Consider the following 15,565-nt stretch of genomic DNA (forward strand, 5'->3'; position numbering starts at 1 on the left):
CGCCTTTGCCAAACGCCTCAACGACACACCCAGAAAATGCCTCGACTTCCAAACCCCCGCCGAGGCATTCCTCCATGCCTCAATCGGTGCACTTCAAACGTGAATCCACATCCCCGCCTGCGCGGGAATGACGGATGATTTTTCATGCGCGCAGACGATCGGTCGCCCCCGGAGGTTCGCTCGCGCGACGCCGTGGAAGGGAGAAGAGGGTTCACGCGGAGACGCGGAGACGCGGAGGGGTATCGTCCGGAGCTGGCGTGGCCCTGTCATTTGCATGGTGGATGGAAAGCGCCGCCAATGCGGCGGGCGCCACACCTCCGCGTCTCCGCGCCTCCGCGCGAACTTCCTTTCTTTCTATCCGGCAGCGCCACTTGCGCGCCACCCGCCGACCCGCGGCGGCCGCCCGCACCGCAATCGCTTGCGCTCCCCGCCGCATCGCCATAGCCTCCGGCCAAGCGCGTGGAACCGGGACACATCGGTCCGCGACGTCAACAGGAGAAGGAAGCGCTGAATGACCACGGTCACCATCGCCATCCTCTGCGGCGTCATTGCCGTGGTCTATGGCTTCGTCACCAGCCAGCAGGTGCTCCGGGCGTCGCCCGGTGACGCCAGGATGCAGGACATCGCCGCCGCGATCCAGGAGGGGGCGAAAGCCTATCTCGGCCGCCAGTATACCACCATCGCGATCGTCGGCGTCATCGTCGCGGTGATCCTGTTCGTCGCACTGGGCGCGATCTCGACGATCGGCTTCGTCATCGGGGCGGTCCTGTCGGGCGTTGCCGGCTATGTCGGCATGAACATCTCGGTCCGCGCCAACGTCCGCACCGCGGAGGCCGCGCGCACCTCGCTGCAGGGCGGCCTCACCATGGCGTTCCGCTCGGGCGCGGTGACCGGCATGCTCGTCGCCGGACTGGGCCTGCTCGCGATCAGCACCTTCTTCTGGTATCTGACCGGCCCCGCCGGCCACGCCCCCAACGACCGGATCATCGTCGAGGCACTGACCGCGCTCGCCTTCGGTGCCTCGCTCATCTCGATCTTCGCGCGGCTCGGCGGCGGCATCTTCACCAAGGCGGCGGACGTCGGCGCCGACCTCGTCGGCAAGGTCGAGGCGGGCATCCCGGAAGACGACCCCCGCAACCCCGCGGTGATCGCCGACAACGTCGGCGACAATGTCGGCGATTGCGCCGGCATGGCCGCCGACCTGTTCGAAACCTATGTCGTCACGCTCGGCGTCACGATGATCTCGATCGCGCTGCTGATCCGCGCCGATGCCGCCGAGCTGATGCGGCTGATGACCCTGCCGCTGCTCGTCGGCGGGGTGTGCATCATCACCTCGATCATCGGCACCTATATGGTCCGGCTCGGCAAGGGCTCGATCATGGGCGCGCTCTACAAGGGGTTCTGGACCTCGGCGCTGCTGTCGATCCCGGCGATCTATTTCGCCACGCAATATGTCCTCGGCGACCTCCACCGCACGATCGGCAGCGCCGGCTTCCTCGACGCGGTGTCGGACGACCTGACGACCGGCTTCGACCGTCCCGCCGCGGTGGCAGGCGCAATCCCGAGCTTCACCGGGCTGGACCTGTTCTGGTGCATGGTGATCGGCCTCGCGGTCACCGGGCTGATCGTCTGGATCACCGAATATTACACCGGCACCAATTATCGCCCGGTCAAATCGATCGCCGCCGCCAGCCAGACCGGCCACGGCACCAACGTCATCCAGGGCCTCGCGATCAGCCTCGAATCGACCGCGCTGCCGACATTGGTGATCGTCGTCGCGGTCATCGCCACCTATCAGCTCGCCGGCATCATCGGCATCGCCTTCGCCGCGACCGCGATGCTCGCGCTCGCCGGCATGGTGGTGGCGCTGGACGCTTACGGCCCCGTGACCGACAATGCGGGCGGCATCGCCGAAATGGCGGGCCTGCCCGACGACGTCCGCCAGCGCACGGACGCGCTCGACGCGGTCGGTAACACCACCAAGGCGGTGACCAAGGGCTATGCGATCGGCTCCGCCGGTCTTGCCGCCCTCGTCCTGTTCGGTGCCTATACCACCGATCTCCAGACCTATTTCCCCGACGTCACCGTGGATTTCAGCCTGTCCAACCCTTATGTCATCGTGGGGCTGCTGCTCGGCGCGCTGCTCCCCTATCTGTTCGGCGCGTTCGGCATGACCGCGGTCGGCCGTGCGGCGGGCGCGGTGGTCGAGGAGGTGCGCGGCCAGTTCCGCGACAATCCGGGGATCATGCTCGGCACCAGCCGGCCAAACTACGGCCGCACCGTCGACCTCGTCACCCGCGCCGCGATCAAGGAGATGATCGTCCCCTCGCTGCTTCCCGTGGTCAGCCCGATCGCCTTGTACTTCATCATCACCGCGGTCGCCGGACAGGCGCAGGGCTTCGCCTCGCTGGGCGCGATGCTGCTCGGCGTCATCGTCTCCGGTCTGTTCGTCGCCATCTCAATGACCAGCGGCGGCGGCGCCTGGGACAATGCCAAGAAGTATATCGAGGACGGCAATTACGGCGGCAAGGGGTCGGAGGCGCACAAGGCAGCGGTCACCGGCGACACCGTCGGCGACCCGTACAAGGACACCGCAGGCCCGGCGGTGAACCCGATGATAAAGATCACCAATATCGTCGCGCTGTTGCTGCTGGCGGCGCTGGCGGCAGGCGGCGGCGGGTAATGTCAGGGGCGGGGGCGGCCCACCCGCCCTCGCTGCCTCGCATCGTCACGCGCGCGGGTGGCAGTCTATCCGCGCGAGCCGTGTGGACAGGGCCGAAACGCCGGCGGTAATGAATTCCCGCCTGCGCGGGAATGACGAACAATTGTTTCACGCGCTGCCGGACCGCCCCCGATGCATAGGGCACGAGGGGCCGCAAATCCGCCCTGTCCTGCACGCCCGCCGTCCGCCGTCGCGCCGCCCGGATCGATGGCAAAACGGGAACGATGGGAGAGGTGCGTTCCCGCCGGGGTGTTCCTGGTGTTCACGTCGCGTCGAATGGCGGTCCGCACCCGTTGCCCTTGCGCGTTTCCGCCCCCATCTTGAGGCCGCTGGGCGGGTGCCGATGCCGGATGGACCGGCCGGCCCGCATTGCTTCCCTTTTTCGGCAGCTTGCGCTAAGGGCGCGGCCGATAGACGCGAATAGAGGTTGATTTTTGGCCAAGGAAGAATTGCTCGAGATGCGCGGCCGCGTGGTGGAATTGCTCCCCAACGCGATGTTCCGGGTGCAGCTCGAAAACGACCACGAAATTCTCGGGCATACCGCCGGCAAGATGCGCAAGAACCGCATCCGCGTGCTGGTCGGCGACGAGGTGCTGGTCGAACTCACCCCCTATGACCTCACCAAGGGGCGGATCACCTACCGCTTCATGCCCGGCCGCGGCGGCCCCGGCCCGCAATAAACGGCGGGGCGGCGATCATGCCGCCGGCTTCCTTGCACCTCGTCCTCGCCTCCTCCTCGCCGCGCCGGCGGGATCTGCTGGCGCGCCTCGGCTGCGTGCCCGATCGCATCGCCGCGCCCGCGATCGACGAGACGCCGCTGCGCGGCGAGGCCCCGCGCGTCTATGCGCTGCGGCTCGCGGTCGAAAAAGCGCGCGCGGTCGAACGCGCGGCGCACGAGACGGTGATTGCCGGCGACACCACGATCGCGCTCGGCCGTGCCATCCTGCCCCCCGCCGAGACGGAGGCGATCCAGCGCGACCTGCTCGCCCGCCTGTCGGGCCGTCGCCACCATGCCCTGTCCGCGGTCTGCGTGATCGGCGCCGACGGTATCGAGCGGACGCGGATCGCCGATACGATCGTCGCCTTCCGCCCGCTGTCTCAAGCCGAGATCGACGCCTATGTCGCCTGCGGCGAAGGGCTGGGCAAGGCGGGCGGCTATGCCATCCAGGGCCGCGCCGAGGCGTTCGTCCGCTTCATCCACGGCAGCCATTCGGGCGTCATCGGCCTGCCGCTGATGGAAACCCGCGCATTGCTGCGCGCGGCCGGCCTGCCGCTTGCCTGAGTGGCTGTACGAAGCGGGCATCGGTGAGGCCCGCGCCGCGCTGGTCGCCGATGGTGCGATCGTCGAGGCGGCGATCGAACGCCCCTCCCCCCTGCGTCTCGGCACGATCGCGCCGGCGCGGCTGGTCGAACTGACCGCGGGCGGCATGGGCCGGCTCGACCTGCTCGGCGAAGAGGCGGTGATCGCGCGCATCCCGCCCGGCGTCACCAAGGGCGCAACGCTCACGGTCGAGGTGGTGCGCGAGGCGATTCCGGAGCCCGGCCGCCCCAAGCCCGCCCGCGCCGCCGCCACCGACGCCGCTCCCGGTCCGGGCCCGGACCTGCTCGCCCGGCTGCACGCAAGCGGCCATCCCGTGCGCATCCTGCGGGCGCACGAACCCGATGCGCTGGAAGCGGCCGGCTGGTCCGAACTGCTCGAGGAAGCGACCGGCGGCGCCATCGCCTTCCCGCTCGGCGCGCTGCGGCTGTCGCCGACGCCGGCGATGACACTGTTCGACGTCGATGGCCCGCCCCCGCTCGAACCGCTCGCCGTCGCCGCGGCGCACGCCGTCGCCGCCGCGATCCGCCGCCATGGCATCGGCGGGTCGATCGGCGTCGACTTCCCGACGCTGGCGAACAAGGCGGCGCGGCAGGCGGTGGCCGACGCGATCGACGCCGCATTGCCGCCGCCGTTCGAGCGCACCGCGGTCAACGGCTTCGGCTTCCTCCAGATCGTCCGCCCCCGCGCCCGGGCGTCGCTGCCCGAACTGCTGCGCGCCGATCCGGCCGCGGCGGGGTTGCGCGCGACGCTGCGCCGGCTGGAGCGCGAACCGCCCGGCGCGCCGCTGCACCACCGCCTACCCGCCGCGCAGCATGCGGCGCTCGCGAATCGGCCGGAATGGCTGGCCGAACTCGCCCGCCGCACCGGCGTCACCCGTCAGTGGCACATCGCATGAACACCAGCGCCTGCCCGGTCTGCCGAAAGCCCGCCACGCCCGACGACGCCCCCTTCTGCTCGCGCGGCTGCCGCGATCGCGACCTGCTGCAATGGCTGAGCGAGGGATATCGCATTCCGGTGAAGGATGATGCGCAAGACGGGCTGGACAGCGTCGATCGGGCTGATTAAAGGCGCCCTTCCGAACGCGGTCTTCTTCCGCGCTTCGCCCTGCCCGGGTAGCTCAGTTGGTAGAGCATGCGACTGAAAATCGCAGTGTCGGCGGTTCGAATCCGTCCCCGGGCACCACTTCCTCCCCGACGTCCGAACGGCCTTGCGCGATCCCGCGCATCGGCCATGGTATGACACAGTCGCGAGCCGGCCTCATGCGTGGGCCGGCGGGAAAGAGGGTTCCATGTCGCAGCATTACGATGTCCTGATCGCCGGAGCGGGCCATGCCGGGGCGCAGGCGGCGCTGCTGCTCCGCCAGCGCGGCTTCGCCGGCACGATCGCGATCGTCGGGGACGAACCCGATCCCCCCTATGAACGCCCGCCGCTGAGCAAGGACTATTTCGCGGGCGAGAAGACGTTCGAGCGGATCCTGATCCGGCCGATCGCCTTCTGGGCCGAACGCCACGTGACGCTGCGACTGGGCCGGCGGATCGTCGCGGTCGATGCGAGCGCGCGCACCGTGACGCTGCAGGACGGCGACGCCATCGGCTATGGCATCCTGATCTGGGCGACCGGCGGCGCGGCGCGGCGGCTGACCTGCTCGGGCCACGACCTCAAGGGCGTGCACGCGGTCCGGACGCGGGCCGACGTCGACCGGATGATCGGCGAACTGCCCGGCGTCACCCGCGTCGCGGTGATCGGCGGCGGCTATATCGGCCTCGAGGCGGCGGCGGTGCTCACCAAGTTCGGCAAGCAGGTCGTCCTGCTCGAGGCGCAGGACCGCGTGCTCGCACGCGTCGCCGGCGAGGCGCTGTCGCGCTTCTACGAGGCCGAACATCGCGCGAAGGGCGTCGACATCCGCCTGTCCACGACGGTCGCCTGCATCGACGGACGCGACGGGGCGGCGAGCGCGGTGCGGCTCGAAACGGGCGAAGCGCTGGCGTGCGACATGGTCATCGTCGGCATCGGCATCATCCCCGCGGTCGAACCGCTGGTCGCGGCCGGCACGGCGGCGGGCAATGGCGTGATCGTCGATGCGCATTGCCGCACCAGCCTGCCCCACGTCTATGCGATCGGCGACTGCGCGGCGCATCCCAACCCTTATGCCGGCGGCGCGACGATCCGGCTCGAATCGGTGCAGAACGCCAACGACCAGGCGACCGTCGTCGCGCGGGACATCACCGGCACGCCGGCGCCGTACGATGCGGTCCCGTGGTTCTGGTCGAACCAGTATGACCTCAAGCTGCAGACCGTCGGCCTGTCGTCCGGCTTCGACACCGCGATCCTGCGCGGCGACCCGGCGACGCGGTCGTTCAGCGTCGCCTATCTGCGCGACGGCCGCATCCTCGCCTTCGACTGCGTCAATGCGGTCAAGGATTACGTCCAGGGCCGTGCGCTGGTGCAGCGCGGTGCGATCGTCGACCCCGCGCGCCTCGCCGACGCGGCCGTGCCGCTGAAGCTGCTCGCCGCCGAAACCGCGGACGCCTAGCGCGCCAGCGGCGACCGGTCGAAACCGGCGAGCAGCGCCGCGACATCGTCGTAGCGCGCGACCGCGCCCTTCAGCGCCGCGGCGTCGAAGCCGCCGGAGCGGACCGCGACGGTCGGCACCGCGCATTGTTCGGCGGCGGCGATATCGTAGGGCGTGTCGCCGACGACGATCGCATGGCGCGGCGTGACGCCCGCCTTGGCCAGCGCCGCGGCGAAGATGTCGCCGGCCGGCTTGGTGGTCGACACATCGTCGCTGGACGTGGTGGCGCTCACCAGATCCCGGGCGCCGAGCAGGCCCATATAATGGTCCAGTTCCTCGCCGCTCGCGGACGAGGCGAGCACCACCTTGCGGCCGCTGTCGCTCACCCGGCGCAGCAGCGCCGCGGCACCGGGAAACGGCCGGACCAGATCGAGGTAGCGCGCCTTGAATATCTCGCCGTGCCGCGTGCCGAGCCGTTCCTGCTGCGCCGCGGGCGCGTCCGGCAATAGCGCGGGCACCAGCAGGTCGCCGCCCTTGCCGATCTGCCCGGCGATCCGGTCGCGATCGATCGCATGCCCCGCCTCGCGGAACGCCCGTTCCCAGGCGTCGACGTGGAAGTCGTTGCTGTCGACCAACGTCCCGTCGAGGTCGAACAGCACCGCGCGGACCCGGACCCGGTCGCGCGTCAGCCACGCCGCGAGCGCGCTTCCGCCGAGCAGCGCCGCACCGGTCCGCGCATGGCCGCGCTTGCGCAACAGGCGCAGCCCCAGCGTCGCGGCCGCGCTGGTCGCCAGCCCCGCCTTGCCCAGACCGACGACCCGCGCGGCGTGCGCGGTGGCGCGGCTGGCGGCGAATTCGGCCGCCGCCCCCTGCTGGCGACGATGGCTCTCCGCGGGGGCGGCGCGCGCCACCTTGTCGCCGGCGACGTGATCCGCGACCCACGATCCGCGACTGCCGAGCGGCCGCGCCGTGCCGGTGGTCGTGTCATGCGCGGTCTGATGCTCCAGCTCGGCGTTGAGCTCGGCCCCGAAGATCAGGATATAGCCCGACAGGTACATCCACGTCAGCATCACGACGACCGCGCTCAGCGAGCCGTAGGTCGCGTTGTAATTGCCGAAATTGGCCACATAAAGCCCGAAGCCGAGGCTCAGCAGCAGCCATCCGAACGCCGCGAACAGCGACCCCGGCGTCAGCCACATCCAGCGCGCCCGCGCCCGCGACGGACCGAAGCGGTACAGCGTCGCCGCCGCCCCCGCGCCCGCCGCGAGCAGCAGCACGTACGACCCGAGCTTGCCGGCGACCACGACCACGCCGGGCGCGCCGGGCAACAGGCCCTGCAACGTGCCGAGCGCGGCGATCGCCACCGCCGCGACCAGCGCGACGGTCACCGCCGCGGCGGTGATGCCGAGCGCGAGCAGATTGACCTTGATGAAGCCGCGCTTCTCCTCTTCCTCATAGGCGACGTTGAGCGCGGTGACGACCGCCCCCGCGGCGTTGCGGGCGCCGAACAGGGCTAGCGCAAGCGCGAGCAGCAGGCCCAGCCCCTTCTTGCCGTCGGACGACTGGACGACGGTCAGCAATTGCTCGCCGACCAGCCGTGCGGCGTCGGCGGGCATCACCGATGCCAGCTGGTTGACGTGGGCGATCACCGTCGCACGGTCGGCGACGAGGCCATAGCTGAGCACGAACGCACCCAGCAGCGGCACCAGCGCGAGGAAGCCGTAGAAGGCGACGCCTGCCGAAATCAGCCCGACATTGTCGCTGCTCGTCTCCGCCCAGGTGCGGCCCAGCACCGCCTTCCATCCGCTCGCCGGCATCGCCCATGGGCTTTCCGCCCGATGTCCCCGATCGTCCATTACGCCCCCAACCTGTCAGATTTGTTCGAGAATTCTAATGCGAACAGGTGTCGGCGCAGGGGGTTCCGCGCACGCGCCGTTTCCGGCCCGATCCCGCTTTGGAACGTGATGCTGCCTTATTAAGCTCTGGCGGGTGCACACGCGAGCGCGCATCGGTGCCGGTGCCGGGGGGCCCATGTTTCGATTCATCCAATACGGCGCGCCCAATCATGTCTGATCCCCGCCAGCCGGCGTTTGCCGTTCGACCCGCCGCCGCCGCTCCGCCGGCGGAGCGGATCCACACGCTCGACGTGCTGCGCGGGATCGCGATCTGCGGCATCCTGCTGATGAACATCCACGGCATGGGCGATGTCGCCGATTATCCGCTGACCCGCTTCCCCGCCGCGTGGAACGGCGAATGGATCGCCTGGGGCATCCAGACCGTCTTCGTCCAGGGTGCGATGCGCGGGCTGTTCACCATCCTGTTCGGCGCGAGCATGCTCATCATGCTGCGCCGGGCGGAGGGGGATGCCGGCGGCGCCGGTGCCTCGCCGCGACCGCTCGACATCTGGGTGCGGCGGTCGATCGCGCTGATGGGCTTCGGCGTCGCGCAATGGCTGCTGTTCCTGTGGCCGGGCGAAATCCTGTGGAATTACGGGATCAGCGGGCTGTTCCTGCTCGCCTTCCGCAGCGCCCGTCCGCGTACCCTGCTGATCGTCGCGGCGCTGCTGACCATGGCGCTCGCCGCCAACACCGCGTTCTGGACGCACCAGCAGGTCGTGCAGCTCGAACAGGGCCAGGCCGCCGCCGCACGGGCGCAGCGCGGCCTGCCGGTCACCGCCGACGACCGTAGCGCGATCGCGGCGGAGCGCGCCCATCGCGCCAGCATCCGCCCCAGCACCGAACAGCGGGCCGAACGGATCGCGCAGCGCACGCATCCCCTCGGCCTGCTGCACTGGAGCGCGGGCTATTGGATGCGCGAAAATCTGACGATCACCGGCTGGGTCGATGTCGCCGAGAGCGTCAGTTTCATGCTGATCGGCATGGCCTTGTTCCGCACCGGCATCCTGACCGGGACGGCGCCCGCCGCCACCTATCGCCGGATGCTGGTCGGCGGCTATGCCGGCGGGCTGCTGCTGCGCGGGGCGCATGTCGCGCTGCTGGCGCGCACCGGGCTCGACATGGGATCGCCGCTCGCCCCCGGCTGGGCATGGATTGCGGCGGAGGCCGTGTTCGAGCCTGCGCGGCTGCTGATGACGATCGGCCATATCGGGCTGGCGGTGCTGCTGTTCCGCGCCGGCCTGTTCGGGCAGGCGGTGACGCTGCGCGCGATGGGGCGGATGACGCTGACCGTCTATTGCCTGCAGTCGATCCTCGGCGCCGCGATCTTCTATGCGGCCGGCTATGTCGGGCAATTCTCGCTGCCGCAGCTGTGGCTGATCGCCGCGGGGATCTGGCTCGTCTCCGCCATCCTGTGCCGCGTCTGGCTGGCGCGCCGCGAGATGGGGCCGGCGGAGACATTGCTCCGCCGGATCGCCTATGGCGGCCCCAAGGCGAAGGGGCATGCCGCCCCGCTGTGAGGCCGCGGCTTAGTCCGCGCCGTCGCGCGGGGTGAGGCTGCCCGGGAAATAGGACAGGTGCGGCGGCTGGTTGTACGCCGTGTTCTGCCACGCGACGCCCAGGCGATAGACCGGGTCCTGCATCAGCGTCACCAGCCGGTGCCGGGTTGGATAGGGCGTCACATAGATGCGCAGCTCGCGGTCGTCCGCGGACCGCCACATCACCTCCTCGCGCCAGTCGCCCAGCAGGTCGGCCTGCAACGCCGGATTGGCCTTGGTCCCGTTGTTCGAGGCGACGTCGTCCGGGTGGAGCAGCGGCGTCGCGGTGCCGGTCCGCCAGTCCCATTTGCTGATCGTCGTGCCGTCGAGCAGCTCCTGCAGCAGGTCGCCGTCCCAATAGAGCGCGAAATTGGTCTGGCGCGGCGCCGGGCCGATGCCGTTACCCTTAACGTCGAACAGGTCGCGGCTGTTCGATCCCCAGAATTCGGCACCGACATGGTGCGGATCGATATCGGCGGCGAGCCCGCGACCGGTGTCCTTGTCGGCGGGCTTGCTCCACAGCACCGCCCCGGTGCGCGCGTCGAGCAGGGCGGAGCCGATGCCGCCGTTGCGCCGGACCTCCTCGTGCACGCCCCATTTCTCGAGGCCCGGGCGCAGCGGATCGAGATCGGCGACGTGCATCGCATCGCCATGATAGAGCGGCTGCGTCCACAGCCCCTTGCCGGTGTCGTCGATCGCCATCGATCCGTAGATCACCTCGTCGCGACCGTCGCCGTCGACATCGGCGATGCTGAGCTGATGATTGCCGCGCCCGCCATACTCCTGATTGCCCAACGCGGCGCTGTCGAACAGCCAGCGTTTGGTCAGCTTGCCGCCGCGATAGTCCCACGCCGCCACCGTCGTGCGGGCATAATAGCCGCGGCCGAAGATCATGCTCGGCAACCGCCCGTCGAGATAGGCGACGCCCGCCAGGAACCGGTCCGACCGGTTGCCATAGCCGTCGCCCCAGGTTTCGCGCGCCTGCTCGAACGTCGGATCGCCGCCGGGATAGCGCGGCGGATCGTAGGGCGCCGTCGCCAGCGCCCGGCCGCTGCGCCCGTCGAAGACGGTGAGATATTCCGGGCCCTTCAGGATGCGGCCCTGCAACGGCGCGACCTTGGTGCCGTCGGCGAGCGTCTTCGCGCCGGTGCGGTCGGGCTGCGGCACCGTGCCGTCATGGCCGCGCCAATCCGCCCCGGCATCGCCGATCGTCCGGCCGACGCCGTCCACCGTCCCGTCCGCGGTCTTGACCGCGACCTCCGCCCGGCCGTCGCCGTCGAAGTCGAACACCTGGAACTGCGTGTAATGCGCGCCCGCGCGGATGTTGCGGCCGAGGTCGATCCGCCACAATCGCCTGCCGTCGAGCGTATAGGCGTCGAGGAAGACGTTGCCGGTATAGCCCGCCTGGCTGTTGTCGTGGCTGTTGGTCGGGTCCCATTTGAGCACCACCTCGTAGCGCCCGTCGCCGTCCAGATCGCCGACCGACACGTCGTTGGCAGTGTAGGTATAGCTCTGCCCGTCCGGGGTCGTGCCGCCCGGCGGCGGCGTCAGCGGGATCGACAGATAGCCGCGCGGCAGCATCAACGCCGCAGCGCTCGCCGCGCCTGGCTTGCCGCCGTTCACCGCGCGGATGGTATAGCGCGCCCGGGCGTCGCCCTGCGGATCGACGAAGGCGGTCGCGTCGGCGACGGGCCGGGCGTTGAGCTTGCGGCCGTCGCGATAGACGTCGAACCGCACCGACTTCGCATCGCTCGCCCGCAACCGCCAGCTGACCAGCCAACCGCCCCCCGTGGCCGGCGCCGCGACCAGCCCGCGATCGAGTCGCTCGCCGCTGCGGCCCGTCGCCGCCGACGCGCCACCGGCCGACGGCAGGGCTGCGCCGAGCAGAAATCCTGCTAACAACCTGATTCTGTTGGGCCGCCTCATCATGCTCTCCTTCGTGCCGTTTTTGTCAGGCTAAACGCATCTGTCTCACAAATCATGATTGCATTTCAAATTTTGGCAACCTAGGAACGGAACACCGGTCCAGTATGTGGACTTGGTATGTGAAACAGACGTTTCGGCACAGGATGCCGCGGTGACGGTAACAGCCGCACCGACAGCTGGAGGGGATGCGAATGACACGGCCGATGCAGCGACACTTCCGATCCGCGCCGCGCCTTCGCGCGCCCGCCGCAGGACCGACCGCCGCCGGGTAACGCCCGCCTCACATCACATGCACGGGCGACTGCGGCGACACGCAGCGCCGACCGACCGCGCCGCGCGGTCCATCCAGGGGAGAAGTTCCATGATCGCCAGCCGCCGCACCCTCGCGACGACATCCGCCCTCGCCATCGCGCTCGGCTGTGCCGCGACGCCCGCCGCCGCGCAGACCGGCCCGGTCCCCGGCGACCGCGCCGTCGCCCCCTCCTCCGCCGCGGTCGAGCCGAAGGCGCCCGCCGAAACGCCGGCCGCCAATCCCGCTCCCGCCGACGCGCCGGTGCAGACGACCACCGGTACGACCGATGCCAACGATCCCGAGGCCAGCCCCGAGGACATCCTCGTCGTCGGCACCCGCGCCTCGCTGCAATCCGCCATCGCCCGCAAGCGCAACGCCGGCACCGTCGTCGATTCGATCGTCGCCGACGACATCGCCAGCTTCCCCGACAAGAACGTCGGCGATTCGCTGTCGCGCATCACCGGCGTCCAGCTGAGCCGCGACTTCGGCGAGGGCACGCAGGTGTCGATCCGCGGCGTCGAACCCGACCTCAACCGCGTCGAGATCAACGGCGTCAGCCAGGCCTCGGCCAACGGATCGCGCGCCGGCGATTTCCGCGAACTAGCGACCGAACTCGTCAAGTCGATCGACGTGTTCAAGGGCTATCAGGCGAACCTCACCGAGGGTGGCCTCGGCGGCACCGTGTCGGTCGAAACCCGCAAGCCGCTGGAACTGAAAAAGGCGCTGGGCAGCATCGTCTTTTCCGAACAGCACCTCGACCTGACGCAGGACTGGCGGCCCCGCGCCACGGTCATCCTCGGCACGCCGAAATTCCTGATCGACGGTCTGGGCGTGCTGTTCAACGCCACTTACGACGACAAATCGACGCGGCAGGATTACGCAAGCAACACCGGCTGGACCCGCCTTGCCGACTTCGATCACTCCGATCAGAAGACGGTCGCCGATCCGCTCTATTCGAACTTCAACACCTATGCGAGCTGCGCCGGCGTCGGCGGGCAGAATGCCTCGAACGCCACCGCACGTCGCCTCGCCTGCGAGACCCAGTTCTTCGACTGGGCACCGAACGGGCCGCGCTATCGCAACCTCGTGCGGCGGGACAAGCGCCTGTCGGCGGATCTGACCGTCCAATATGAAGTCGCATCCAACTTCCGCGTGTTCGGCGAAGCGACGATCAACAACCGCAACCAGAAGCTGTTCGACACCAATTACTCGCTCGACCTCGGCCGCTTCCAGCGCTTCCCGCTCGATGCGACGCTGCCCGCCGGCCTGAACGGCGGCACCTCACGTCCGCAGGTCCAGCAGAGCAGCGCGACGGTCGACGCCAACCATATCGTCACGAGCTACACGACGGCGACCGGCCCGGTGAATATCGGCACCGCCGCCGCGCCCAACTACAGCGGCTCCGCCAACATCCTCGGCGTCCAGCGCCGCGACTTCCAGTACGACCAGCAGTCGCGCTATTACATCGGCGGGTTCGACTGGGACTTCGATCGCATCCAGATCAAGGCGATCGTCTCGCATTCGACCGCCAAGACGGAGGGTGAAACCAACCTGATCTCGCTGTCCACGGGCATTTCCGGCGTCAAGGTCGACACGCGCAACGACCTCGGCATCCCGGTCTTCACCTATCCCGACACGATCAATCCGGCCGACCCCAGCATCTACACGAATTTCTCGCGTCCCGGGAACAACCTCGGCGTGCTCGGGCCGACGGTCCAGTATCGCCCGACGTTCGCCAGCAACAGCGAGGACCAGATCAAGATCGACATCGATTGGGAAGTCGACGCCGGTCCGCTGAAGAGCATCGAATATGGCGGCCAGTTCCGCAAGCAGGACTATCTGCTCTACAACGGCGGCGGTTCGCGCCTGGTGTCGGGCGGCGGTACCACGACGCCGGTGTATCAGACCAGCGCCAACGTCTCCTATACGACCAACATCGTTCCGGTGGTCACGGCGCGCTCGACGCCGAGCGGCACGATCGGTGGCGGCGGTTTCACCAACCAGCTGACGCAGGCGGAATATGCCTCGCTGCTGACCGCGCTGGGCGCGACGAGCGGCGGTGCGCCGCTGTTCAGCGGCCTGAAGGGCGCGCCGTCGGGCATCCCCGGCCGCATCGCCTTCGCCAATTTCGAACCCAATATCATCAGCCAGTATTTCGACCTGTCCGGCTTCGACCACGATCGCTTGTTCAACTCCGACGGCCTGCCCCAGGTCCCGCAGGCGAAGATCACCGAATCGATCGCCGCGGGCTATCTCCAGGCGAACGTCGACACCGAGGTGTTCGGCATGCGCCTGACCGGCAACGCCGGCGTCCGCTACACCTACACCCGCGACAAGGGGACGGGCACCAACATCGCGCGCGTCACGCGCTTCACGGCAACCGGCGGGACCGAAACGGTGATTCTGGCGTCGCAGCAGCTGTCGCTCACGAACGACTATTTCGATGTGCTGCCGGCGTTCAACGCCGCGCTCGAGATCACGCCCAACCTCGTGTTGCGCGCCAATTGGGCAAAGAATCTTGCCCGCCCGAAGCCGCTCGACCTGGTGCCCAACATCAACTGCCTCGACGATGCGACCATCTCGGCGGCGAACGACATCTGCACCGCGGGCAACCCCGCGCTGAAGCCCTATCGCGCCGACCAGTGGGAGGCGAACCTCGCCTGGTATCCCAATCGCGATACGCTGCTGAGCGTCGGTTACTACAAGAAGTATGAGAAGAGCTTCGTCGTCCCCAACGTCACGCGCAGCGACGTCGATCTGTTCCAGGACGGCCTTCTCTATACGGTGCGCCAGCCGATCAACGGCTTCGGCGCATTGCTCGACGGGATCGAGGGCAGCGCGCAGACCGCCTTCACCTTCCTCCCCGCGCCGTTCGACGGACTGGGTGCGAGCGGCAACGTCACCTACGCCCGTGCGATCCGTACCAACCTGACCAACAGCGCGACCGGCTTGCCACTGGACGAATATCCCGGCCTGTCGAAGTGGACGTACAATGCGAGCGTCTTCTACGACAAGGACTGGCTGAACGCGCGCCTCAGCTACAATTACCGCTCCGACTGGCTGGTCGAGGCCGTCAATTCCGTGAACAGCAACAACCCGATCTATCGCAAGGGCGAAGGCTATCTGGACGGCAAGATCACCTTCCGCTTCCCGGAATGGCACTACAGCCTGTTCATGGAAATGCAGAATATCGGTAAGGAATATTCGAAGAGCTACATCAAGAATATCGGTACGGTGGAAGTCTACTACCCCGGACAGCGCTTCTTCGCCGGGTTCCAGCTCAAGTTCTGACGCGTTCCTCCCCTGGGCGGTCGTCGCATGTGCGGCGGCCGGTCGCTTGTTACGTTGCCAGGATGTAA

General features: G+C 68.8%; 10 protein-coding genes and 1 tRNA gene. 9 read left to right on the forward strand and 2 right to left on the reverse strand.

Features of this window, described 5'->3' with window-relative positions; all coding sequences use genetic code 11:
* Window positions 1-511: 511 nt before the first annotated feature.
* The 7 genes from B2515_RS09890 (at window position 512) to B2515_RS09920 (ending at window position 6,576) form a co-directional block, all read left to right on the forward strand.
* The gene (locus B2515_RS09890; RefSeq protein ID WP_293876049.1) at window positions 512-2,683 is read left to right on the forward strand and encodes a sodium-translocating pyrophosphatase; all 2,172 of its coding nucleotides are present in this window, start codon (window positions 512-514) and stop codon (window positions 2,681-2,683) included.
* A 473-nt stretch (window positions 2,684-3,156) separates the two neighbouring features.
* The gene (gene infA / locus B2515_RS09895) at window positions 3,157-3,402 is read left to right on the forward strand and encodes a translation initiation factor IF-1 (protein ID WP_017977808.1); all 246 of its coding nucleotides are present in this window, start codon (window positions 3,157-3,159) and stop codon (window positions 3,400-3,402) included.
* A 32-nt stretch (window positions 3,403-3,434) separates the two neighbouring features.
* Window positions 3,435-4,004, forward strand: a complete 570-nt coding sequence (locus tag B2515_RS09900; RefSeq protein ID WP_293876370.1) for a Maf family protein — start codon at window positions 3,435-3,437, stop codon at window positions 4,002-4,004.
* Complete coding sequence (locus B2515_RS09905) at window positions 3,997-4,938, forward strand: ribonuclease (protein ID WP_293876050.1); 942 nt, start codon at window positions 3,997-3,999, stop codon at window positions 4,936-4,938. The genes B2515_RS09900 and B2515_RS09905 overlap by 8 nt, the downstream gene beginning before the upstream one ends.
* Entirely contained in the window at window positions 4,935-5,108 is a 174-nt protein-coding gene (locus tag B2515_RS09910) for a DNA gyrase inhibitor YacG (RefSeq protein WP_293876051.1), read from the forward strand. The genes B2515_RS09905 and B2515_RS09910 overlap by 4 nt, the downstream gene beginning before the upstream one ends.
* Before the next feature lie 41 nt (window positions 5,109-5,149).
* Window positions 5,150-5,225: transfer RNA gene (locus B2515_RS09915), tRNA-Phe, on the forward strand.
* Between the two features lie 106 nt (window positions 5,226-5,331).
* The gene (locus B2515_RS09920) at window positions 5,332-6,576 is read left to right on the forward strand and encodes an NAD(P)/FAD-dependent oxidoreductase (protein WP_293876052.1); all 1,245 of its coding nucleotides are present in this window, start codon (window positions 5,332-5,334) and stop codon (window positions 6,574-6,576) included.
* Here the strand turns inward: B2515_RS09920 and B2515_RS09925 are convergent.
* A complete protein-coding gene (locus B2515_RS09925) occupies window positions 6,573-8,372 on the reverse strand; it encodes a YhjD/YihY/BrkB family envelope integrity protein (protein WP_293876053.1) in 1,800 nt (599 codons plus the stop codon). The two genes, B2515_RS09920 and B2515_RS09925, sit on opposite strands and share 4 nt — an antisense overlap.
* 248 nt (window positions 8,373-8,620) lie before the next feature.
* On the opposite strand from B2515_RS09925, the gene B2515_RS09930 reads away from it, so the two are divergent.
* Complete coding sequence (locus B2515_RS09930) at window positions 8,621-9,970, forward strand: DUF418 domain-containing protein (RefSeq protein ID WP_293876054.1); 1,350 nt, start codon at window positions 8,621-8,623, stop codon at window positions 9,968-9,970.
* 9 nt (window positions 9,971-9,979) lie between these two features.
* On the opposite strand, the gene B2515_RS09935 is transcribed toward B2515_RS09930, so the two are convergent.
* Entirely contained in the window at window positions 9,980-11,914 is a 1,935-nt protein-coding gene (locus tag B2515_RS09935; RefSeq protein WP_414711383.1) for a rhamnogalacturonan lyase, read from the reverse strand.
* Window positions 11,915-12,275: 361 nt separating this feature from the next.
* Here B2515_RS09935 and B2515_RS09940 point away from each other — a divergent pair, with 361 nt between their 5' ends.
* Window positions 12,276-15,497 carry a TonB-dependent receptor gene (locus B2515_RS09940; RefSeq protein ID WP_293876056.1) on the forward strand — a complete coding sequence of 1,074 codons (3,222 nt, stop codon included), beginning with the start codon at window positions 12,276-12,278 and terminating at the stop codon, window positions 15,495-15,497.
* Window positions 15,498-15,565 lie beyond the last annotated feature (68 nt).

Origin of the sequence: Sphingomonas sp. UBA978 (assembly GCF_002292295.1) — a bacterium.
Lineage (GTDB): Bacteria > Pseudomonadota > Alphaproteobacteria > Sphingomonadales > Sphingomonadaceae > Sphingomonas.